A 21,183-nucleotide genomic window follows, 5' to 3' on the forward strand; every position below is an offset into this window, starting at 1 on the left:
CCTACTGCCGGGTTCGTGGACACCGAGATAAGGCGCTTAACGGAACTGGAGAGTTGGAATGCGAAGAACGAAGTTCAGCCGCGAGTTCAAGCTTGAGACAGAAGTCTCATGTTGTTTGTAAGCGGTCACGGCTTCCCACGTAGCGCTGACGGGTAGGATCGGTTCATTCTTTCTGCGTGAATCATGCGGAGAGTCATATGAACGAACATATGTCTGATACTAAGAGTCTGTCCGGAAAGTTATTCATTTTGAACAAAGCTTTCTCAGCATGAGGCGGATCGAGGCCAATTTGAGGAAAGCGAGGGCGTTGCGGGTGAGGTTCTCGAAGTCCTTGGCCAACCTGCGGCATCGGCCCAGCCACGCGAAAGTCCGTTCGACCACCCAACGCCTCGGCAGAACCTCAAATCCCTTGGCGACATCAGATCGCTTGATGATGGCGGTCGCAACCCCAGGCATGGCCTTCTTCTGACCCTTGGCGAAGATGGGGCCCTGATAACCGCCATCAGCGAACAGCTTCTTCAAAAAAGGATAACGCCCAAACAGCGTCTTCAGAACCAGAACGCCGCCGTCGCGATCCTGGATGTCGGCCGGATGGACCAACGCATGCAGCAAAAGCCCTACCGTATCGACGAGGATATGGCGCTTCTTGCCTTTGATCTTTTTCCCCGCATCATACCCGCACGGGTCGATACAACGCCCCCTTTTTCAGCGCCTTTGACGCTTTGGCTGTCGATGACCGCTGCAGTTGGGCTGGCTTCACGGCCCATGGCTTCCCTACATTTCACGTAGAGTTCCTCGTGTATGCGAGCAAGTGTGCCATCCCAGTTCCATAGGTCGAAATAGCTAAACAGCGTGCTCCTGGGCGGCAGATCCTTCGGCACAGCTCGCCATTGGCAGCCTGTGCTCAGCACGTAAAGCAGGCCGTTGACAACCTCGCGCACATCAACTTCGCGCCTGCGCCCGCCTCGTTTGGCGGGCGGGATCAAAGGCTCGACTAGACCCCATTCCGCGTCCGTCAGATCGCTCGGATAGCGCAGACCATCACGCTTGTATTTCCCACGGTTCGCTTTCGTCCACATCGCTTCCATGCCTCATCGATTCAGATCAACAACATAGAATCACAACTGATTCAGATCATTCAACTTCTTTGTGGACCGACACTAAGAACTTCGAAGTTCTCACTGCCGATCCTGTCCGGCTGGCACATAGCCCAGCTCGTCGTTTTCGGCACTGGTCCCCGGAAGAAAAAGCCAGGATCGTGGCAGAGACACTATTACCTGGTGCCAATGTATCTCAGATAGCCCGTAGTCATGATCTTGATCCCTCGCAGGTGTTCGCCTGGCGTCGGAAAGCGCTTTCATCGGGGATGATTGCTCCATCCACGGATGAGAAAGAGGCGCCGGTGAAGTTTACCCGTTTTGATGCTGTGAACAGTACGGCGGTGGAAATTGTCGTTGGGGATGTGGTGATGCGCGTGGGCAGCAATATTGAACCTCGACAATTGGCGGGTATCATTCGGGCGGTGCGACAGGCATGATCGCGTCGGGTGTTGTGGTTTACGTGTCGGCTCAGCCAGTCGACTTTCGCAAGGGCGCAGCCTCCTTGATGGCGCTTGTAAGGGACGGCGGTCTCGATCCGTTCTCCGGTGCGCTTCATGTATTCCGATCGAAGCGGTCGGATCGGCTGAAAATCGTGTGGTGGGATGGCTCCGGGGTATGCCTTTATTCGAAAACCCTTGAAGAAACCGGCTTTTGCTGGCCTGGAATATCGGCGGCGCGCATGCGGTTGGATCATTCTCAGCTGATGGCACTTCTGGCTGGCCTTGACTGGAAGAAAATCCGTCCCGCGCGGGTCAAACGCCCACAGCTGACGGGATGAAATCGTCTTTTTAATTGACCCCGAGAGCATACGAACCCTTTGAAAAACAGGGATTTTGTGCTCTATTGTGACGTATGACATCGCCTGTTTCCGCCCTTCCTGATGACGTTGATGCGCTCAAGGCGATGGTCCTCGCGATGGCGAGAGAACAGGCGGCAAATGAGGAGCGGATCGCTCTGGCGCAAGCCCGGCTTGTGACCTCTGAGGCACAAACAAAAGCAGCGCTGGCCGCCGTTGAAATCGCCGAAGCAGAGGTTACACGGCTGAAGGCAGTCGAGGCGGCGGCGAACGAGCGGATCGCCAATCTCACGGCGATCATGAAGGTATTGCAACGCACGCAACATGGCACGCGCTCCGAGCGTCTTCGCCTTGGGGTCAGCGACGAGCAGGTGTCCTTTGCCTTCGAGGAGGTTGAGACGGGACTTGCGGCGCTCCAGCGTGAAATCGATCGGGGCGGGTCTGGCGACAAGCCGAAGCGCGCACCTCGTCCGCGCAAGGGTTTTGCCGCACACCTTGAACGCATCGAAGAGGTCATCGAGCCGGAAATCCCGGCCGGATGCGAGGGACTGGAAAAGGTTCTGATTGGTGAGGATCGCTGCGAGCGGCTGGACGTCGTGCCGCCGAAGTTCCGGGTCATCGTGACGCGGCGCCCGAAATATGCATTCAGAGGTCATGACGGGGTTCTGCAGGCGCTGGCACCGGCGCATATCATCGAAAGCGGCCTGCCGACGGAGCGGCTGCTGGCCTACATCGCGGTCTCCAAATACGCTGATGGGCTGCCGCTTTATCGCCAGGAAGCGATCTATCTGCGCGATGGTGTCGAGATCAGCCGGAACCTGATGGCGCAATGGATGGGGCATCTCGGCTTCGAGCTTCAGATATGCGCTGATTATATCCTTGAACGGGTCAAGGAGGGCGAGCGGATCTTCGCCGACGAAACGACCTTGCCCACCCTGGTGCCCGGCTCAGGAAAGGTTATGAAGGCATGGCTTTGGGCCTATGCCCGAGATGATCGACCCTATGGTGGAACCAGTCCGCCGATGGTGGCCTACCGGTTTGAAGACAGCCGAGGCACGGAGTGCGTGGCGCGTCATCTCGCCGGGTTTAACGGCATTCTGCAAGTTGACGGATACAACGCCTATACTAGCCTGGCCGAGGCGCAGGTGAAATCCGGCAACAATGAAACGATCCGGCTCGCCGGATGCTGGGCACATGTGAGGAGAAAGTTCTACAACCTGCACATCACTGGGGTCTCGCAGGCCGCGACGGATATGGTCATCGCGATGCGCGAGCTTTGGAAGATCGAGGACGAGGTTCGCGGCAAGGACGCCGCGACCCGCGCCGTGCTGCGGCAGGAAAGGTCCGCGAGTATTGTCGCCGATCTCTTCAAGATATGGGAAACGGAACTCGGCAAGGTCTCGAAAAAATCAAAAACCGCAGAGGCGATCCGCTATGCGCTCAAGCGGCGCGAGGCATTGGAGCGCTTCCTAACGGACGGCCGTATCGAAATCGACTCCAACATTGTCGAGCGAGCGATCAGGCCCCAGACAATTACGAGAAAAAATAGCCTCTTTGCTGGTAGCGAAGGCGGAGGAAAAACATGGGCAACCCTGGCTACTCTGTAACCGCCCGATTGTTACCGTGGTGAATATGTCTTGAGGCGGGCGACTATCTCTTCGTCATCGACAAAGCATTCGAGGAATTCTTGCCATTTTTCGACTGATTTACGGGCGTCAGCCAGCATCTGTCTTAGCTCATCAATGCCGTCGTCCGTCAGGGCGCTTGTAGACTGGTCGTCTCCGGTCACGACACTGATGATATTGCCATAGGTCAAGTTGTCATCATTGTAGATGATCGCCTGAAGAAGATCGACATCCTCTTCGAGCATTTCGGCGACATAGTCGAGCGTGTAAACAAATCTGACCGTGGTCATCAGGCTGCCTTTGCATGTTCAGCTGCGAGGGGCTTCCAATTCCACGGGAGCAACTCATCGAGCCGATTGATCTTGTGGTCGTGAATGCGGTCGAGCACATCGGCCAGATAAGCTTGCGGGTTGATGCCGTTCATCTTCGCTGTTTCAATGATCGTCATGGCGCGTGCCAAGGTTTCCGCGCCGGTGTCAGCGCCTGCGAACAACCAATTCCGGCGTCCTACTCCTATCGGTCTGAGGGCTCGTTCCGCAGCGTTGTTGTCCATGGCCACGCGTCCGTCCTCCAGGAACAGGCAGAGTGACGGCCATCTGCTCAGCCCATAGCGCAAAGCTTTCGCAAGTTCGCTTTTTCCCGGAATGCGAAGCAACTGCTTTTCTGCCCATGCGTGCAGTTCATCGATCTTTGGCTTGCTGTGCTTTTGACGCGTGGCGAGCCGTACATCGGCGGGCCGGCCTACAATATCCCGTTCGATATCATACAGCGCACCGATCCGATCGAGAGCCTCGCGCGCAATCCCGGATTTGTTCGCGGTCCAGATGTCATGAAAGTCACGCCGCCAATGCGCCCAGCATGAAGCTTCCCAGAACCGACGCTTTCCGTCCGATCCCGGCTCATATAGCTTCGTATAGCCTTTGTAGCCATCGGCCTGAAGAATGCCACTCGCCTTTTCGAGATGGCGATGAACGTGCTCTTCCTTCCAGTCGGGCGCGAAGTAATAAACCGCACCTGGTGGCGCACTACCTGCCCATGGACGCTGATCGCGGACATATGTCCAGATCCTGCCCTTCTTCACACCTTTGCCCAATCCCTTGTCGCGCAATGAGCGATCCAGCACCCGGATCGGCGTATCGTCAGCATGGAGGAGATCGCTTTTCATGATCTCAATCTCAATGCGCTCGATCAGCGGACGGAGCACCTGCATGGCACGACCGCACCAATCCACCAGTGTGCTGTCAGGTATATCGGCCCCCATCCGCGCGAATATCTCGTTGAGGCGATAGAGCGGCAGATGATCATCGAATTTGGAGACCAGAATATAGGCCAGAAGCCCGGCACCAGCCATACTGCCCGGTATCGGGCGGCTGGGAGCAGGAACCTGCACCATCTTCTCACAGCAACGGCATGACTTCTTTGGCCTGGCGATCTCGATGACCTTCATCGTCGCTGCGATCATGTCGAGGATTTCGCTGACATCCTCTCCAACAAAACGCAACTCGCCTCCGCACGCAGGACAGCAATGACCGGGATCCAGTTCACGACGTTCGCGAACAGCATTTTCCGACACACGTGGACGCCGACGTGATGACTTGGGCTTTAAAGTCTCCTCCGGACCGCAAGCCGTATCGTTTTCAAGCTCTTCGACGGGCCCGGCCTCATGTTCGGCGCTGGCAATCAACAGATCCTCCAGCGCCAGTTCCAGTTGCGCAATTTCCCGCTCGATTTTTTCAGAAGACTTGCCGAAGACCTGTTTCTTCAATCGCGCAATGCGTAGCCTCAGACCCTGGATCAGGTGATCGTGTGCTTTCAACGCCGCCGACATCTTCGCATTCTCCGCCTGCAAGGCGGTGATCATTGCCTTCAGAAAGGCTGGATCATCAGGAAGAATTGAGCTCGCATTCGACATGATCCTGACTAGCATAAGTCAGGACAGAACGCCATAAAAACAAGTAGTTTCAGTAAGATAAAATCAACCGACGCGGGCGGGCGGAGCACCCCAGTCCGGACGTCTCCAATCTATTCCTTCCCATAGCATCGCCAGCTGCGCTGCTGTCAGTCGAGCCGTCCCATCGGCCGCTGAAGGCCAGGGGAAACGCCCTTTCTGCAGGATTTTATAGTAAAGGCAAAATCCCTGGCCATCAAAATACAACAGCTTCACCCGATCACCACGCCGCCCGCGAAAGGCGAAGACAGCTCCACCTGTCGGCTTCTGGCGCAAGACATCCTGCGCCAACATCGAAAGGCCCTCAATACCTTTCCTCATATCTGTCACGCCGCAGGCAAGGTAAACCCGAACGCCAGTGCCCGGTCCAATCATGCCTGTTCCACCGTCCGGATGAGCCGTGCCAGCACCGTATCCTCCAGCGTGCTCGTGAAACGAAGGCTGCGACCGCAGCGCAAGTGCAATTCAATCATTGAGGACGAAGCATCAGCGTCATCGCTAACCCCAGAAGGGATCTGCTCACTACCCATATCAACAGGAAGAAATACGGCTTCCCGCGAAGAGAGCAGAAGACCCTTCTTCTTCAGTTCCCGTCGCCATGTGTAAATCTGCTGACGGGTCACATCGTACCGCTGAGCCACATCCGTGACCGTCGCACCGCCGATCCCAATCGACATGACGATATCCAGTTTCTTCTGATCGCCCCAGCGACGACGCCGTTCCGCGCCAAGAACCTCAACTCGCATCCAATCCTCGCATAAGACACGTCGCTAACGACGTCGTTAAACACGTGTCTTATGCCACGAGGCCTTGGTTCAAAAGGCGGCAGCAATCGGGACGTTACGCTACTCTTCTTCAGACCTCCAAAATGAATAATGTCGATCCGCTTGCCTGGCTCTCGCAGACCTTGACCCGCATCGTTCAGGGTTGGCCCGTCACCGAAATCGAAGCACTCATGCCCTGGAATTTTAAGCAAGACGTCATCGGCTGACCGCTTACTGTTGTTTTCTGATGGTGCAAGTATGAAGATGGAACCTAAGAGCCTGAATCATAATGAACGTAACGATATCAGGCTCTTGCGACGCGCCGGGTAAGCAGGCGGATGTTTGCGATGTAGACCCATGCTTCAGCAGACACGATGGTTTTCTCGAAATCTTTAGCCAGTCTGCGGCAACGTCCCAACCATGCAAAGGTCCTCTCGACCACCCATCGGCGTGGTAAGAGTTTGAAGCCCGCAGCGTGATCGGATCGTTTGACGATTTCCAGCGTAAACTTTCCGACCTTTTCCAGCCTGCCTTTGAGCTTGGGTCCTGCGTATCCACCATCAGCAAAGATATGCCGTAACCACGGCCAGCGTTTGAGGATGGTTTTCAAGACATCAGGTGCACCATCTCTGTCTTGAATACCCGCAGAATGGATCACCAGACCAACCATCAAGCCGAGGGTATCAACCACAATATGACGCTTGCGACCGTTGATCTTTTTTCCCGCGTCAAAGCCCCGTATTCCGCCACTTTCCGTGGTTTTTACTGACTGGCTATCGATCACGCCAGCGGTAGGGCTGGGCTGCTTTCCGGTCAACGCGCGTGCTGTCATCACGAGCGCGTTGTTGATCGTGCGCAGCATCCCTTCATCTCGCCATCGATAAAAGTATTTTTGCACCGTGGAAAATGGTGGGAAGTCCGTGGGCAAAAGCCGCCATGCGCCACCTGATGAAGCAATATAAAGCAGCGCATTTACCACCTCTCGCAAATCCGTCTTGCGAGGGCGTCCGAGACGGCTCGGTGCAGGCATCATCGGTTCGATGACAGTCCATTCCGCATCCGTTAAATCGCTTGCATAGCGCGCGTTGCGTCGTCCATATTGTTGCCGAGCGGTTGCAGTCCAGGCCATCATGATCTCCATCGAATGTAAGCAATCCGATTGAATCATAACCTACTGAAATCGCTCAATCCTTTTTGGAACAGGCTCTAACGGATGAAGATCGTTTTGATTGCGCGCATAGGCCATGTTATCCTCCAGCTGGTCGATGACAGTATATTTTCATTTAATCCTTCGACACACTTTAATTTATTAATTAAGTCCAAGTTTTCTTGATTAAGTTTACATGTATTAATTTTATTAATATTATTTAAATCATTTATTTTTCTATGCAATAATTTAATCTCTTCACTTAATTTATTTATAGTGCAATTTTTATCCTCAATTGTTGAATTACTAATATTTATTTTTTGTTGCAGTTGTTGCTGCATTCCATAAAACTTCTTTTCTTCATATTGACAAGTGTTTATAAAACCAAGGCGGGCGTAAGCTTCACGGATGAAGTTTTCTTGTTCAAAACTTCCGGTGCAAAGATCTGTCAAGATTTGTGGAACATTCTTACCTACCAATAGAACCCCCAAGCCATGGCCGTGGTAAAATTCGAACGAGGGGTAATTTAAGGAAATTTCGGCCCAAAATTTATAGACGCCAAAGTCGCTACGACGAACGGATGTATCATGAAACAAAACGACTCCTTTATCAGACAAGGCATCAACCCAAGTTTGAAAATCTTCTTTTACGTCTTCATATCGGTGGCGGCCGTCAATATGAAGCAGATCAACGGAAGAGTTATCGAATTGGCTCCGAGCATCAGAAAATGTTGCTCTGATCATCCTACCGATGCCAGGATACAGGGCGCGTACTTCTTCTTCTAGACTTTCGTATACGTTATTGTCGTAAAAACCCGCATGCTCATCGCCTTGCCAGGTATCAACGGCATATACTGAGGCATTGAGTTTGAGAGATTTAACTGCTTGGCATTGTGATAAAAAAGAAAATCCATTGTGCGTGCCAAGTTCGACCAATTTGTTCGGTCGGAGAACATCAATGAGCCAGAAGGCAAATGGTGAATGTTCCAGCCACGCCGAATCGCGAATATGGAGAGAGGGTTTAAGTGATTGGGAATTAAGGTACATCAAAATCTCCAGATATTTCTAAACAGAATTAATAAATATAATTATGTTATTTTATTGATGCAACATTTAGATTTAATCATTATTATTTTCCGCAAGTTCAACTTGAACGTATTACGGCAAGAAAAAGCAGCCCCTCTGGGACGACTTTAAGTGACCGACAATTTCATGTTTCAGTCATTCGCTAAACTGAAGGTCGGCCTTGCTGCATATTTTCTGTGATACTCAGCCAATTCTGACCATTTTGTACCTGTGGATTTCACTTTCTCTAGCTGAACGTGAAACTCTTCTTCGTTCGGCTGAGTGGTCCGAAAGTACCTTAAATCAAACCCGACATCATACCTGGACACTATATGACCAATCAGTGATAGAAATTGCCATGGCGTGAAAACCCAACAGTGAACATCAACATATTCGCCGCGAAGATGCGCTTTGATTTTTTCCTGCACAACATGGCTAGGCCAACCGACAGGGTTTGCGTTTAAGTCAGGTTTAGCTTCCCACAGAGTTCCCGGCCCGATCCCGATGACATTTCTATAACTGTCGCAGACAGTATCTAACGACGGTCTCATACGGTTTTCTGCCTGAGCCTCGTCAACGTCCTTCACCGTTGTCAGTCTCCGAAGATAATCAAACGTGAACCTTTTATCGGGCACGGCCAAACACAGAACACCACCATCACAGAGCAAGTTGCGCACTGAAACCAACCATCCGACCAAGTTCGGCACATGTTCGATGACGTGTGACGCAATAATTACGTCATACGGCGCTTCACGCTTGCACCCTCGCTCCAAATCGCCATCAGAAATCACAAAATCGACTGGCGCTAAGTCCATCTGAGAGACTAAGGGATCGTTCTTATATTTCTCCTTTAATTCCTCGTGAGAACAGTGGTCAGCGAAGAATACCCGCCCCTCAACGCGCTCCACGGTAATCCCCCCACCAAATAACGGGCTTCAAAAGTAGAATTTTCTCGGGCTATATGATCGAGGAGATTTTAATGAAGACGAGCAGATTCAGCGAACCACAAATCCTTGCCATCCTTCGCCAGGCGGAAGGCGGCGTTCCTGTACCCGAGTTATGCCGGGAACATGGAATGAGCACTGCGTCATTCTACAAATGGCGATCCAAATACGGTGGCATGGATGCCTCGATGATCAGTCAGATGAAGGCTCTGGAAGACGAAAACCGTCGCCTGAAGAAGATGTATGCGGAGATGAGCATGCAGGCGGAACTGCTTAAAGAGGCTCTTGGAAAAAAGTGACACGGCCATCTCAACGCCGGGAGATGGCCGGGAAAGCAGTGGCGTTGCGAGGGGTGAGCGTTGCGCTTGCCTGCCGCACCTTCGAGGTCAGCGAGACATGCTATCGTTACAGCGCCAGGCTGAACGACGAGAACGGGCAGATTGCCGATCTCCTGATCGGACTGACGCGGGCAAAGAAGACCTGGGGCTTCGGTCTGTGTTTCCTTTATCTGCGCAATGTCCGGGGGCATCACTGGAACCATAAACGCGTTTACCGCATCTATCGTGAGCTTGAATTGAACCTCAGGATCAAGCCGCGCAAGCGGTTGAAGCGGGACAAGCCCGATGCTCTGACCGTGCCAGATGCGCCGAACATGGTCTGGTCCATGGATTTCATGGCCGACCGGCTGGAGGATGGAAGGCAATTCCGGCTGCTGAACGTCCTGGACGACTTCAACCGCGAAGGTCTGGGCATTGAGGTAGACTTCTCGCTGCCTGCCGAACGCGTCATCCGCAGCCTCAACCAGATCATCGAATGGCGCGGCAAACCATTCGCAATTCGTGTTGATAATGGGCCGGAATACGTCAGTGGCAAACTGATGGAATGGGCTGCCAACCAAGGCATCGCCTTGAGCCATATCCAACCCGGCAAGCCACAACAGAATGCGTATGTTGAGCGCTACAATCGCACCGTTCGGAATGAATGGCTCGACCAATATATCATCGAAAGCATTGAGGAGGCGCAGGAATTTGCCACGCAGTGGCTATGGACCTACAACAACGAACGTCCCAATATGGGCATCGGCGGCGTAACGCCCGCACAGAAACTGAAAATGGCCGCGTGAATTCTACTGACGAGCCCCGTTAAAAACGGGGGGATTACCCCACGAGGGGACGATACAGAGGGCCTATTTCAAGTGTTTTCCCTTTCTTTGATCCAATTTTATTGAGTATGCTTTCGTCTCTCCCAACAAAATCCATTCGCTATTTCCCTCTATGGCATTGACTTAGTCTATCCATTTAGCTGAAAACGGAAAGGGGGAGCGAATTTGGATCGCATCATTGAATGAGATTGGTACGAAATGTTGAACCAAGCAATTGATGTTAATTGCGTATTTGGGCGCGATCACCATCGCCACCTGAATGAAATTCTGATCCCAAGCCTGCTCAAGGCCACCAAGAGAAACATTCGCTTCAACGTTGTTAATTACGCTGGCCCTTCCGACCTAGATGTTTTCCTGGATGTTTCAGAAAGGATCGAGGTTTCCGTCGTTCGGCAAGAAACTGGAGCTGCAATAGGTTTTGCAGAAGGACATAACTTACTCGCCAAGAACGCGCAGTCCACTGTGTTTGTTATTATCAACCCCGATTGTATCCTTCACGACAGCGCAATTGACCGATTAATTGACCGATATGCTGCTACAAAGAAGCCTGTCGGCATCGTAGAAGGACGCCAGTGGCCGTTCGAGCACCCGAAAGAATACGACCCACTTGACCTGACCACACCGTGGGCAAGCGGCGCATTTTGTCTTTTTGACACGGAACTCTATCGTTCAATTGGCGGGATGGATGAGCGTTTCTTTCTTTACCTAGAAGACGTGGATGTAAGCTGGCGCATGTGGCTTCAGGGAGCATCGGTGGTTTATGAACCACGAGCAGTTACAACCCACTTCACAGGGGGATATTTCTATCGGGATGATCTTCTGGAAAACGAAAAGTTCTTCTCGATTCGAAACTTCATTCTTTTGTCACGTAAGTTCTTTGGTGAGGATGGGGAGGGAAAGGCCCTTGAGATGTTAAAAAATTTCCCAGACAAGGAAGTAGTTGCGGCATCTATCAACGATATCCGGGAGAATTTCCAATCTTTCTCCCCGATCAAAGGCATCGACTTGACCAAAACACCACAGATCAAAATCACAGGCATAAATCAGTTTCACGAGATACGCTCATGAGAATTCACGTTGCGGCGCGAAACGAAGTCTATGCGCAACAGTTTGGAAGAAATAACCCGAATGCTGATAATGTAATTCTTCACCGTGGTTCGAGTTCCCTATTCACACTCCTGCAAACGATCATTGATGGCGACGACGATTATGCATTGTTCGTCCATGACGATGTTTTTCTCCCGTCGTCTATAAATGATTATGTTGCTACACTCATCGAAGAACTCAATACTAACTGGCCTAACTGGGGCATCTGCGGAAATGCGGGAATAACCGCTCCAACCTTAACAGGCGGTGGGCGCGCTTGTCGTTTTTTATCCGATCCCCACGGGGGGCCATCGCTCGGCGGCTACATCCTTCCAGCGGAGACGGTGGACGGCAATTCTATTCTGATTAACTGTCGCGCACTGCGTGATGCTGGAGCCCGTCTTCCCAATTTTGAAGGGTTCCAGTTCTATGACATATGCCTATCGATTGAAACACTCGCTGCCGGTTTGGCTGTTCTATTGGCACCACAGCTGGCTTGTTACCATAACAGCAAGGGTAACCAATCAGAATTTGATCGAGCTTTCGGCTCGAAAGCGTTGATCGAGTACCTTTCCGGCAAGCTCTCCAACCGCTCTATTACCTCTTTGAATGGCACTCTCAAATTACCTTTTACAGGAAAGAAGCGAGGGCAGTTCGATATTTGTACAACCTCGTTAAGAAACGCGGCATTAGGACGAACGGATGCAAAGATTGCGTTTGTGCTCAGATCACAGTTTCGCAATGTTCCCCTGCTTCTGCGTGCCATAACCAGCACATTGGCATTTGCAGCGGCTACTGAGAACCGGTCTATCAAGACTTATGTTGTAACTGAAAGTATTGACCGTGCTGAGATTGACCAGCTACCCGCCAACGTCGGAGTGATCGCAGCAAAATGCCCATCGGGCGCGGATACCAGAAATCATCTGATTAATGTTGCGGTCAATTCAATCAACGAAGATTTCATTCTATTCCTTGATGACGACGATTGGGTGTTCCCAAACGAGGCGGCATACGTTTCCGATTTGCTTACGTGCCTTCCAAGATACGCGAGCCTTGTGGTTGAGAGCCAACACTTCTCCGAAGAGATCATAGTCGCCGGTGAAACCGACTGGCGTAATTCATCGCTCCGCCCACAGAGACGTTTTGTTGCGCAGGATTGGCCGAAGAATTTCACAGGGAATAATTATATCCCAATGTGCGGTGCGTTTTATAGTCGGTTCGTTTTATCGCAGCAACCAAAAGAAACCTATGAGAAGATAACTTATTATGAGGACTTCACTGTCTCGCTCTTCGCTTTGCTTAACCCACACTCTATATTTTTCAGCGCTCCCAAGCTGTTATCGGGCATTTCAATTCGTGACGTTGGAAGCAATGTCGCCAATACTGTAAATGTGGCAGATCGGACAAAGTGGAACCAATCGCAAGCTGAACTGGCGCACCACCTTTGCGCGAACTCGACAAACAATATTGCCTACTCTATTGGAGAAGCCTTCGCTTCCCGATCAGGCCATCACGGAGGGTATACCGTTGGTCAACAGGGGCCTCACCTTTCTTGGTTGGACCGGAAAAGCATAGCCAGTACTCGTGTTTTACATGGTCTGATTTCCTGCATACTTCGGCCAAGTTATTATTCTTCCAATTTTAAGCGCCTCGGGTCAGCGATCAAATCGGGGGGGATTCGCGGGGCTTTCAGATCGATTGCCGATATGCGAAACTTAACGACTAGAAACCATTAAAAAAAGGGGAGGAGATGTACGGTTGAGATTGCTGTATCACAGTGTTTGCGTACGGTCCCATTCTTGAACCAAGGCTTCAATTCTCCGCTCTGCAGCGGCAATCATTGGAGTATAACGCCCGTTTTCAAAGCCCCAAAGCGTTGACGTCACGTTCTCCTTATGGCCAGCAAGAAATGGCAAGGCCAAAACAACTCGAAGACCTTCACAGCGCTCTAAATATTTATCAATGGTATTTGTGGCGACATCCGTATCGAGCGGATTCCATTGCGATAAAACTTCCAGAGCACGTTTATTATATATATTAAAAACGCAACTCATCATCTTGTCGATAGTAACGTAAGTACGATCACCAACATGCTCAACAGCGAGAATCTTCGTATCAGGATGAACATCTGCCATCAAACCTGAAAATATATCCCAATCTGAATTACGCGCATTAAGATACTCATTGACTTCATGAAAGGTAACATTAAAATTCTTTGGAAGATCAACATCATCTTCAATGACTGTCATCTTGGCTATATCATTTGCGAGAGCATATCGTGACAACGCACTAAAGCTGCATCCGCAGCCAATCCAACTAGAACTATGACGAATGCCATCGAATAGTTCACAACCATCCGGCAGCAACTGACCTATCATTCTGCGCCGTTCTATTGTTTCCGGCAGCGAAAGCGCTAAAAAATCACTCTTTCTGGCGACATAGATTGGACGATTGAGAATAACATTGGCTGGAACAACTCCAATTGCCGCCAGAAAGCGATCCATCATAAAATTGAAACGTGCAGCGCTCACAGAAACAGCGGATTCAAGGGCTTTATTTGTAGCTTCCAAATTACTTAGCATCTCTGATGCAGATACAATCATATCATCAATTGACCCTTCCTTGAAAAATTTCACCGCACCTTCAAGTTCAGGGTATTCGTTCTGATCTGATGTTCCTTCAGAAAGAACCGGAACCCCTAAAGAAATACACTCGCATATACGAGGCATTTCTAACAAAGCGCCCTCATAATAATGAATATTAATAACAGCTCGAGCTTCTTGGATAACAGCATAAAGCTCGCTGCCAAATAGATCGTTACATACTTTTACGTTATATTTCTCCTGCAGTTTCTCTAGAAATCTGCGCCGCCTCTCGCTGCTTAAGCTATCGCCATAAAATACAAAGTCATATTTTTTGGACCTTGCACTACCCGCAACAGCCTCATTCGGCAACGCACCAATAGGCAGATAATGCACATCTGGATATCTCACCCCATTTTGGGCCAAGAAATCAATATTTGTTAAAGAATACTCAATTACCCCCAAAGATTCTTTTAGGGCATTCATATATTGTGGAGTAAACCACCTTGAACTCACCGATTGCTCGAGCTGAAAGATCATACGTTTATTTGCTGGAGGGAGATGTTTAAACATTTGCGCACATAGAACTATATAAAAATCGTGATTAAAACTCTTTAAAGAGTATGTTACGATTTCACTTTCGATCCCGTGACTTGCTAGACGCTCAGATATTGCCCGAGCGATGAAAAGGGTGTGCGGCGTACACAGAATCCCCCAAACGATGCCATTTCCATTTGCGAGCCGCTTACGCAATTTCACATGATGATACTCGCGCCCGTACCATTTCAGGCGTTTAAACAGTCCTGAAACATCCCCGCGAGCCAGATAGCGAAACGCGTTAGTCAACTGCCTAAAGCGGCTGGCAAGTTTTGGCATGGCTATTCAATAACCTCACAACAGTACGAAAGATTAACTCACCCCCCCCCAAGATCGACGGTGGTCTCGCAGGCCATTCGTTCAACCGGCCTTCACGTTTCAATAGATAGCTTCATTCTGTCATCCACCAAAATAAGTCGTCAGCACCTCACCAGGAGATCCATCCATTTTAACTCGCCCATGTTCGAGCCAGATAATTCTATTACAGTTCTTTTCCATCAAATCTTTTGAATGGCTTGCGAGAACGAGTATTTTTGTAGAATCGACCAGATCGCGCATTCGCGCATTCGCGCGTTCTTTAAAATCCTCGTCACCGGTTGAAAGCCATTCATCCATTATCAGAATTTCTGGTCTAACAGCCGTCGAAGTTGCAAATGCAAGCCGTAACTGCATACCAGACGAATAAGTGCGGAACGGAACATCCAAGAACTCTCCAAGTCCCGAAAACTCCGCTATCTGATCGAACTTCTCAGCAATCTCCTCAGGTGACATACCCATCATTGCGGAGCGGAGACGAATATTTTCCCGCCCCGTGGCATCCGGATCTATTCCCAAGTTGATATTGATCAAAGACACACAGTGGCCATTAATCACTGAACTTCCATGTGTAGGCGTATAAATACCCGACAAGACACGCAGTAGAGTCGTTTTTCCCGATCCGTTGTGACCGATTAGTCCAATGCGATCTCCATCCCTGAACGTCATAGATACATTATCAAGGCCCCGCACAATCACCAGACGATCACTTCGTCGTTCGATTTTTCCACCTGTAGCGATGCTAAGAACTCTATTCTTGAGCGAACGGCTTGTCGAATTATAAATAGGGAACTCGACACTCACATTCTGAAGATGAATCAAACTCATTTTCTACAACCAATACGCTACGCGCCAACGATACCGCCCGAAGAATACAACTGCGACAATCCAGCCGATTATCGCGCATGCAGCCCCAAAGATCCAATCAAGCAAGGATGGCGGGGAGCCGAATAGTGGAGCCCTTACAAGTTCTATAAAGTGATAAAATGGGTTCAATTCAATGAATGCCCGGGAGACATGATCAGGTAGAATCTTAACCATCCACATGATGGGCGTAGCGTAGAATAGTACTTGTAGAATATTTGTTACAACTTGGGTCATATCGCGGAATCTCGCGCACAAAGTAGCCAGAATGAGCATCATCCACGATAGGTTGAGACACAATAGGAGAAAACCAGGAATGGCCCAAAGCGCATTGAAACTGATCATTCTACCCAAAATAAGAAGAAGAACGGGAAAAATAATAATATTATGGGCGAATATTATCACATTTCTCCACACAGCTCGCATAATATGAGTAAACAAAGGCATTCTAACTTGCAGAATTATTCCGTCTGAAGAGGTAAAAGTTGTGCATCCCTCACTCAGACACGTTGAGATAAAGCCCCAAGTAATAACACCAGCACAAAGATACGGCAGAAACTCACGCATCTCGCTTTGAAAAAGCGTTCCAAAAATCAAACCAAGCGCACCGATGAATACAGCCATATTCAAGGTCAGCCAGAATGCACCGACACGGGAGCGACGATAGCGCTGCGCCACATCCTGCCATCCGAAAATCAAAGCCAACCGATATTTTAATAGAGCTTCCGAAATGTCACGAAGAGCGACTTTAGCTCCTTTTGTTGGCTCGGCTATTACAACCTCACGGGCCGCATTTACTGCGGAAATGTCGGTACTCATGATTTTATCCGGGCCAATCTTCTATTTGTCACGAATGCCACTTCCTCGAATAAATTTTTACCATTGCATTGTACGGTAATTGAAGAAATAGCTATCCCAAGTCAACTACTTGGTTTCCACCAAATAAGGTTCTTTTGGGGCGCTATGCCCCATTCATCTCCCCCATCGCACTACCTTTCGGTACAAATAAACGAACATTCTTCAATCGTTTTGATTAGGAGCTCCTTCCCCTCAGAGGCAGTTCGAGATATGTAGCCCTTCAGCTTTCGAACTTTCAGCGATACTTCACGCTAACCGATTCGGTATTGATGACGAAATCCCACCGAAACCCGTTTCTGCCCTGCTCCCATCGGTAACCGTAAGGATTGCAGACAATGCGGCTTTGGCCGATCTGAACGTCGAAAGCATGATGCGTGTGGCCACAGATCCACAGATCTGGGGCTTGGTCGGAATGAAGGATGACATTGAAGGCTTCGGCACCGCATGCGAACAGATAATTTGCATCTTGCCCCATATAGACCGGCGGTGTGCAATCTGGATGCGGCATATGGTGGGTCAACACCACGGTGCGGCCATCAAACGCTTCTGCCAGCTTTTGTCGAATATAAGCTGCATCTGAACGATGCAGGTCGAGCATGTTTTCAGGCGTGAAGCGATTGCCATCTTGCATGTAGATTGCATGAAAATCGTTGAGCATCTGACGCGCCATCAACATTCGCTGTCGTAGATCAGACTTCGCGGCGAGTTTCATCTCAAAATCGACCCATAAGCTTGCGCCAATGAAGCGAATGTTGTCGATAATCACCGTATCGGCATCGAGACAATAAAACCGTTGCGGCCATTGCTGAGAAGGAGTTTCGATTGCCTTGATGGTCTGCCTATCGCTTTCAAGCGAACGATCCCGATCACCGATAAGCCATTTGTTCTGATAGAATTCATGATTTCCGGGGACATAGATAATGGGCTTTTCGTAGCGCCTGATCAGGAATTCCAGTGTTATGTGAATATCTGGAGCCGCATTAAGATCGCCAGCAATCATAATCACATCGCAATCCGGTGCTTCTTCCCGTGGTGGATAGGCAACATCCTGCAGTTCATTATGCACATCAGACCAGATCCAGAGTTTCATGCCATTCTCCCCTTATTCCTATCCGTATTATCGAAGCCGCTTTCGTGTCAGGTTTTCCAAGACAGACCCTCGCGTCTCTGGCGGACGTGCAGAGACGTCCACACCAGCTGCCATGTCGGTTGGTATGTGCTGTCTGATCAGTTGTGAGCGCTACGAACAGCCCACCTTTTCTTTTGTGAATGATGCCGCGAGATAAGCTTCTTTATTGATAGGAGCGGACCGAGATGATTGGAGATCGCGCTGATGCCATGCTTGAAGACATGGATGAAGCCAGGCATGAGGGAAAGTACCATCGGATCGAGGTGATTACCGGCCGGCGTCAGCGGCGCAATTGGACTGACGAGGAGAAGGCACGGATCCTTGCGGAAAGCGCGGAACCTGATGTGAACATCTCAGCCGTTGCCCGGCGCTGGGGCGTCAATCGCGGCTTGCTGAACGTCTGGCGCCGGGACGCTGGGCTGACGTCTCAACGATCCGCGAGGGTCAGTGCGCAACAGGCGATGTTCGTGCCGGTGACGGTGACTGGCGATCAAGCGTCGGTCCCAGGCTCGCCGCCAGATGTGGCCCACTTTGGCGTCGGTCGAATTGAGGTCGAGATTGCTGGCGCGCGCATGACGGTTATTGGCCCGATAGCACCAGAACTGGCGCAAGCGATGGTGGCGGCCTTGCGAGGTCGCCGGTGATCGGCGTTTCGCCGAGTGGCGTGAAGATCATGGTGGCAACGCAACCGGTCGACTTCCGGCGCGGCATGAATGGCCTTGTGGCGTTGGTGGCGTCAGCACTTATGGCCGATCCCTATTGTGGCGACGTGTTTGTGTTCCGCGCCAGGCGTCTGGATCGGCTTCGCTGCATTTACTGGGATGGGTCAGGCATGATCCTGGCGACGAAGTGGTTGGAAAGCGGAAAGTTTGTTTGGCCCCCGATCCGCGATGGTGCAATACAGATGAGTGCCCAGGAGTTCTCGCTTTTGCTGGCGGGCATTGACTGGACGCGGGTCAGGCGAAACGCGGTGAGACGCCCCTCAAAAACAGGCTGATCCTATTGGTTTTGCTTGAAAATTCAGGCTGATATGGTAGGGTCAGTCATGCTGCTTCGACCCGATCCCTTGCCCCAGGATGCTGCGCAATTGACCCGGATTATTCTCTCGCTCGACGAAGAGAATGCCGATCTCAAAGCGCGTGTTGCCTTCCTTGAGCGCCAGCTCTTCGGGACGAAGTCGGAGAAGATGACGATCATCGATCCGGCCCAGGCAACGCTCGACCTGGGCGATCTAAGCGATATTCCCGTTGCAGCCAATGACGATGCCGCACCGGTCGGTGAAGACAAAACACAGGCACGGCGGTCACCTGCCCGCAATATCGGCCGCTTGCCGAAGCATCTTCCGCGCCATGAAGAGATCATCGAGCCGGAGAGCAAGATTTGCCCCTGCTGTTCGTTCGAACTGCATTGCATCGGCACGGACGTCAGCGAGGCGCTCGACATCGTACCTGCTGTTGTCCGGGTCAAACGGACGATCCGGCCGCGCTATGCATGCCGGGCCTGTGAGAGTGCCATCGTGCAAGCACCTGCACCGGCGCGCGTGATGGACGGTGGCATGGTGACCACTGCGTTTGCCGCGCATGTCGCTGTTTCGAAGTTTGCCTGGCATCTCCCGCTCAATCGACAGGCGCAAATGCTGGCCTCCTGCGGTGTCATCATCGATCGCGGTACGCTTGGCGCCTGGGTGATGCGGGTCGCCTGGTGGCTGGAGCTTCTCTATGACGCGCTTACCGCCTTTATCCGCTCGCAGCCGAGAGTGTTCTGTGACGAGACGCCGTTGCCCCGGCTCGAGCCGGGCCGCAAACGAACCAAGGTCTGCCAGTTATGGGCGCAGGCGGTTGACGACCGTCCCTGGAATGGTCCGGCACCGCCGGCTGTGGCCTATATCTTTACCGAAAGCCGCAGCGCCCGCGAGATCGAGGGACAATTGTCGTCGTTTACCGGCGTGCTTCAAGTCGATGGATACCAAGCCTATAAAACCATGGTCAAACGTCGGGGCAAGAGCAATGTCGCACCCATGCGGCTAGCCTTCTGCCTTGCCCATGCCCGGCGCAAGTTCGTTGATGTCGTCAAGCTGACGGGTTCTTCGGAGGCTTTGTCGATCCTTGCCAGGATTGCGGAAATCTATCGGATCGAAGCAAAACTGCGCGGCGAAAGCGCCGATACCCGGCTCGTCGTGAGACGTCGCGAGGCAGCTCCAGTCATGAGGGAGCTGAAGGCCCACCTCACCGAACTGCGCGACGAGGTGTCGGCGAAATCGGCACTTGGCAAGGCCGTCAGCTACACGCTCAACCATTGGAGCGGGTTGACAGCCTGCCTTGATGATGGCCGGATCGAGGTCGACTCCAATGTGGTCGAGCGTTCAATGAAATCCGTGGCCCTGACGAGGAAGAATTCGTTGTTCGTGGGCAACGAGCGGGGTGGAAAGACTTTCGCTGTCCTCGCATCGCTCGTCAACACCTGTAAACTGAATGGTGTGGACCCCGAGGTCTGGCTTGCCGATGTGCTGGAGCGCATCATCTCCGGCAAAGTGAAAGCCAACGAAATGGAAAGTCTCCTGCCGTGGGCCTGGAAGGCTGAGCGTGAAGCGATGACGCAGCAGGAGCGACGGGCGGCATGATGCACAACAGCCAGGCGACGACGGCACGACCGAAGCTCGATGACGAGGGGTTCGAAGCCTTTATCAGGGCACGTCGTCCGGCATCGCCAATCTGGTCAATGAGCGGTCTCGATGGTTATCTTACGGCTCTCATCATCGGCCCGAAGTTCATCGACCCACGCAAATGGATCCCGGAACTGACTGGCCCGGACGCCCTGAACCTGCCGATGGAAACAACCGAACATCGGGCCGTGCAGACGATCGTTGCGGAATATAACCGTATCTCCGCGAACCTTTCCGAAACCCCGAAAGACCACAGGCCCAGGTTCACCAGGATCGATGACCAAACCTTTGATCCGTTCGATTGGGACCTCTGCTTTTTGCTGGCAACAGGATACGCGCCGAGGCTTTGGCAGCCGGTTCTTCGCGGTCATGCCGGGACTGGCGATATCATTGCGCCAATTCGAAAGCTCGGAGAGACAAAACGCAAAGCCACCCGCAAGGACGTCACTGACGTCGCCGAAGCACTTGTCAATATCCGGACCTACTTTATGCCGAAGCGGGCAAAGCAGAAGTTCTGACTGACAGCCAAAACCCATTCCG

Annotated in this window: 20 protein-coding genes and 3 pseudogenes; 11 read left to right on the forward strand and 12 right to left on the reverse strand. The window is 51.5% G+C overall.

What is annotated here, in order from left to right:
* Positions 1-243: 243 nt before the first annotated feature.
* Positions 244-1,088, reverse strand: a pseudogene (locus tag OANT_RS25745) (IS5 family transposase).
* A gap of 59 nt (positions 1,089-1,147) precedes the next feature.
* Here OANT_RS25745 and OANT_RS14140 point away from each other — a divergent pair.
* The 3 genes and pseudogenes from OANT_RS14140 to tnpC (OANT_RS14150) all read left to right on the forward strand — a co-directional run.
* On the forward strand, positions 1,148-1,537 hold the full coding sequence (locus OANT_RS14140; protein WP_012092489.1) for a transposase: 390 nt from the start codon (positions 1,148-1,150) through the stop codon (positions 1,535-1,537).
* The gene (tnpB, locus tag OANT_RS14145) at positions 1,534-1,878 is read left to right on the forward strand and encodes an IS66 family insertion sequence element accessory protein TnpB (protein ID WP_012092490.1); all 345 of its coding nucleotides are present in this window, start codon (positions 1,534-1,536) and stop codon (positions 1,876-1,878) included. The genes OANT_RS14140 and tnpB (OANT_RS14145) overlap by 4 nt, the downstream gene beginning before the upstream one ends.
* Before the next feature lie 74 nt (positions 1,879-1,952).
* Positions 1,953-3,500: pseudogene (gene tnpC / locus OANT_RS14150) on the forward strand (IS66 family transposase); the annotation flags it as partial.
* 14 nt (positions 3,501-3,514) lie between these two features.
* Here the strand turns inward: tnpC (OANT_RS14150) and OANT_RS14155 are convergent.
* The 4 genes from OANT_RS14155 to tnpA (OANT_RS14170) all read right to left on the reverse strand — a co-directional run bounded on the left by OANT_RS14155 (position 3,515) and on the right by tnpA (OANT_RS14170) (position 6,215).
* Complete coding sequence (locus tag OANT_RS14155; protein WP_012092492.1) at positions 3,515-3,811, reverse strand: hypothetical protein; 297 nt, start codon at positions 3,809-3,811, stop codon at positions 3,515-3,517.
* Positions 3,811-5,433 (reverse strand): IS66 family transposase, encoded by a 1,623-nt coding sequence (gene tnpC, locus OANT_RS14160; RefSeq protein ID WP_041545235.1) that lies wholly within the window; start codon positions 5,431-5,433, stop codon positions 3,811-3,813. Before tnpC (OANT_RS14160) ends, OANT_RS14155 begins: the two co-directional genes overlap by 1 nt.
* A gap of 63 nt (positions 5,434-5,496) precedes the next feature.
* Entirely contained in the window at positions 5,497-5,844 is a 348-nt protein-coding gene (gene tnpB, locus OANT_RS14165; RefSeq protein WP_011982990.1) for an IS66 family insertion sequence element accessory protein TnpB, read from the reverse strand.
* A complete protein-coding gene (tnpA, locus tag OANT_RS14170) occupies positions 5,841-6,215 on the reverse strand; it encodes an IS66-like element accessory protein TnpA (RefSeq protein WP_011982989.1) in 375 nt (124 codons plus the stop codon). Before tnpA (OANT_RS14170) ends, tnpB (OANT_RS14165) begins: the two co-directional genes overlap by 4 nt.
* A gap of 98 nt (positions 6,216-6,313) precedes the next feature.
* On the opposite strand from tnpA (OANT_RS14170), the pseudogene OANT_RS25750 reads away from it, so the two are divergent.
* Positions 6,314-6,460: pseudogene (locus tag OANT_RS25750) on the forward strand (transposase domain-containing protein); the annotation flags it as partial.
* A gap of 77 nt (positions 6,461-6,537) precedes the next feature.
* Here the strand turns inward: OANT_RS25750 and OANT_RS14175 are convergent.
* From OANT_RS14175 to OANT_RS25105, 3 genes are all read right to left on the reverse strand, one after another.
* The gene (locus OANT_RS14175) at positions 6,538-7,362 is read right to left on the reverse strand and encodes an IS5 family transposase (protein WP_012092494.1); all 825 of its coding nucleotides are present in this window, start codon (positions 7,360-7,362) and stop codon (positions 6,538-6,540) included.
* Between the two features lie 77 nt (positions 7,363-7,439).
* Complete coding sequence (locus tag OANT_RS25100) at positions 7,440-8,426, reverse strand: class I SAM-dependent methyltransferase (RefSeq protein WP_049768407.1); 987 nt, start codon at positions 8,424-8,426, stop codon at positions 7,440-7,442.
* 170 nt (positions 8,427-8,596) lie between these two features.
* Positions 8,597-9,352: a class I SAM-dependent methyltransferase gene (locus OANT_RS25105; protein WP_012092496.1), complete on the reverse strand. Its 756-nt coding sequence runs from the start codon at positions 9,350-9,352 to the stop codon at positions 8,597-8,599.
* 71 nt (positions 9,353-9,423) lie between these two features.
* Between OANT_RS25105 and OANT_RS14195 the strand changes: the two genes are divergently transcribed.
* The 3 genes from OANT_RS14195 (at position 9,424) to OANT_RS14205 (ending at position 13,372) form a co-directional block, all read left to right on the forward strand.
* Positions 9,424-10,511 (forward strand): IS3 family transposase gene (locus OANT_RS14195; protein WP_086000475.1). Its coding sequence is split into 2 segments (ribosomal slippage): positions 9,424-9,685 and positions 9,685-10,511, totalling 1,089 coding nucleotides; the frame shifts between segments, so codons are not numbered across the junction.
* A gap of 237 nt (positions 10,512-10,748) precedes the next feature.
* The gene (locus OANT_RS25110) at positions 10,749-11,618 is read left to right on the forward strand and encodes a glycosyltransferase family protein (protein ID WP_012092497.1); all 870 of its coding nucleotides are present in this window, start codon (positions 10,749-10,751) and stop codon (positions 11,616-11,618) included.
* Complete coding sequence (locus OANT_RS14205) at positions 11,615-13,372, forward strand: hypothetical protein (protein WP_012092498.1); 1,758 nt, start codon at positions 11,615-11,617, stop codon at positions 13,370-13,372. The genes OANT_RS25110 and OANT_RS14205 overlap by 4 nt, the downstream gene beginning before the upstream one ends.
* A 36-nt stretch (positions 13,373-13,408) precedes the next feature.
* On the opposite strand, the gene OANT_RS14210 is transcribed toward OANT_RS14205, so the two are convergent.
* From OANT_RS14210 to OANT_RS14225, 4 genes are all read right to left on the reverse strand, one after another.
* Complete coding sequence (locus OANT_RS14210; RefSeq protein ID WP_012092499.1) at positions 13,409-15,094, reverse strand: hypothetical protein; 1,686 nt, start codon at positions 15,092-15,094, stop codon at positions 13,409-13,411.
* Between the two features lie 120 nt (positions 15,095-15,214).
* On the reverse strand, positions 15,215-15,958 hold the full coding sequence (locus OANT_RS14215; RefSeq protein WP_012092500.1) for an ABC transporter ATP-binding protein: 744 nt from the start codon (positions 15,956-15,958) through the stop codon (positions 15,215-15,217).
* Between the two features lie 3 nt (positions 15,959-15,961).
* Positions 15,962-16,813 carry an ABC transporter permease gene (locus OANT_RS14220; RefSeq protein WP_012092501.1) on the reverse strand — a complete coding sequence of 284 codons (852 nt, stop codon included), beginning with the start codon at positions 16,811-16,813 and terminating at the stop codon, positions 15,962-15,964.
* A gap of 274 nt (positions 16,814-17,087) precedes the next feature.
* Positions 17,088-17,942, reverse strand: a complete 855-nt coding sequence (locus tag OANT_RS14225; protein ID WP_012092502.1) for a metallophosphoesterase — start codon at positions 17,940-17,942, stop codon at positions 17,088-17,090.
* A gap of 224 nt (positions 17,943-18,166) precedes the next feature.
* On the opposite strand from OANT_RS14225, the gene tnpA (OANT_RS14230) reads away from it, so the two are divergent.
* The 4 genes from tnpA (OANT_RS14230) to OANT_RS14245 are packed head-to-tail and all read left to right on the forward strand — an operon-like array spanning position 18,167 to position 21,161.
* Positions 18,167-18,625, forward strand: coding sequence for an IS66-like element accessory protein TnpA (tnpA, locus tag OANT_RS14230; RefSeq protein ID WP_011983064.1), 459 nt, complete (start codon positions 18,167-18,169; stop codon positions 18,623-18,625).
* On the forward strand, positions 18,622-18,978 hold the full coding sequence (tnpB, locus tag OANT_RS14235) for an IS66 family insertion sequence element accessory protein TnpB (protein WP_012092503.1): 357 nt from the start codon (positions 18,622-18,624) through the stop codon (positions 18,976-18,978). Before tnpA (OANT_RS14230) ends, tnpB (OANT_RS14235) begins: the two co-directional genes overlap by 4 nt.
* A 48-nt stretch (positions 18,979-19,026) precedes the next feature.
* Positions 19,027-20,601, forward strand: a complete 1,575-nt coding sequence (gene tnpC / locus OANT_RS14240) for an IS66 family transposase (RefSeq protein ID WP_012092504.1) — start codon at positions 19,027-19,029, stop codon at positions 20,599-20,601.
* Positions 20,598-21,161, forward strand: a complete 564-nt coding sequence (locus OANT_RS14245) for a UPF0149 family protein (protein WP_012092505.1) — start codon at positions 20,598-20,600, stop codon at positions 21,159-21,161. Before tnpC (OANT_RS14240) ends, OANT_RS14245 begins: the two co-directional genes overlap by 4 nt.
* Positions 21,162-21,183: the final 22 nt, after the last annotated feature.

The organism is Brucella anthropi ATCC 49188 (genome assembly GCF_000017405.1).
Taxonomy (GTDB): Bacteria; Pseudomonadota; Alphaproteobacteria; order Rhizobiales; family Rhizobiaceae; genus Brucella; species Brucella anthropi.

Coding starts and splice junctions, on each gene's coding strand:
- OANT_RS25100 (WP_049768407.1), bottom strand. CDS start 8,426: ATGTACCTTAATTCCCAATCACTTAAACCCTCTCTCCATATTCGCGAT.
- OANT_RS14225 (WP_012092502.1), bottom strand. CDS start 17,942: ATGAAACTCTGGATCTGGTCTGATGTGCATAATGAACTGCAGGATGTT.
- tnpC (WP_012092504.1), top strand. CDS start 19,027: ATGCTGCTTCGACCCGATCCCTTGCCCCAGGATGCTGCGCAATTGACC.
- OANT_RS14220 (WP_012092501.1), bottom strand. CDS start 16,813: ATGAGTACCGACATTTCCGCAGTAAATGCGGCCCGTGAGGTTGTAATA.
- tnpA (WP_011982989.1), bottom strand. CDS start 6,215: ATGCGAGTTGAGGTTCTTGGCGCGGAACGGCGTCGTCGCTGGGGCGAT.
- tnpB (WP_012092490.1), top strand. CDS start 1,534: ATGATCGCGTCGGGTGTTGTGGTTTACGTGTCGGCTCAGCCAGTCGAC.
- tnpC (WP_041545235.1), bottom strand. CDS start 5,433: ATGTCGAATGCGAGCTCAATTCTTCCTGATGATCCAGCCTTTCTGAAG.
- OANT_RS14245 (WP_012092505.1), top strand. CDS start 20,598: ATGATGCACAACAGCCAGGCGACGACGGCACGACCGAAGCTCGATGAC.
- OANT_RS14205 (WP_012092498.1), top strand. CDS start 11,615: ATGAGAATTCACGTTGCGGCGCGAAACGAAGTCTATGCGCAACAGTTT.
- OANT_RS14215 (WP_012092500.1), bottom strand. CDS start 15,958: ATGAGTTTGATTCATCTTCAGAATGTGAGTGTCGAGTTCCCTATTTAT.
- OANT_RS25110 (WP_012092497.1), top strand. CDS start 10,749: ATGTTGAACCAAGCAATTGATGTTAATTGCGTATTTGGGCGCGATCAC.
- OANT_RS14155 (WP_012092492.1), bottom strand. CDS start 3,811: ATGACCACGGTCAGATTTGTTTACACGCTCGACTATGTCGCCGAAATG.
- OANT_RS14175 (WP_012092494.1), bottom strand. CDS start 7,362: ATGGCCTGGACTGCAACCGCTCGGCAACAATATGGACGACGCAACGCG.
- tnpB (WP_011982990.1), bottom strand. CDS start 5,844: ATGATTGGACCGGGCACTGGCGTTCGGGTTTACCTTGCCTGCGGCGTG.
- tnpA (WP_011983064.1), top strand. CDS start 18,167: ATGATTGGAGATCGCGCTGATGCCATGCTTGAAGACATGGATGAAGCC.
- OANT_RS14210 (WP_012092499.1), bottom strand. CDS start 15,094: ATGCCAAAACTTGCCAGCCGCTTTAGGCAGTTGACTAACGCGTTTCGC.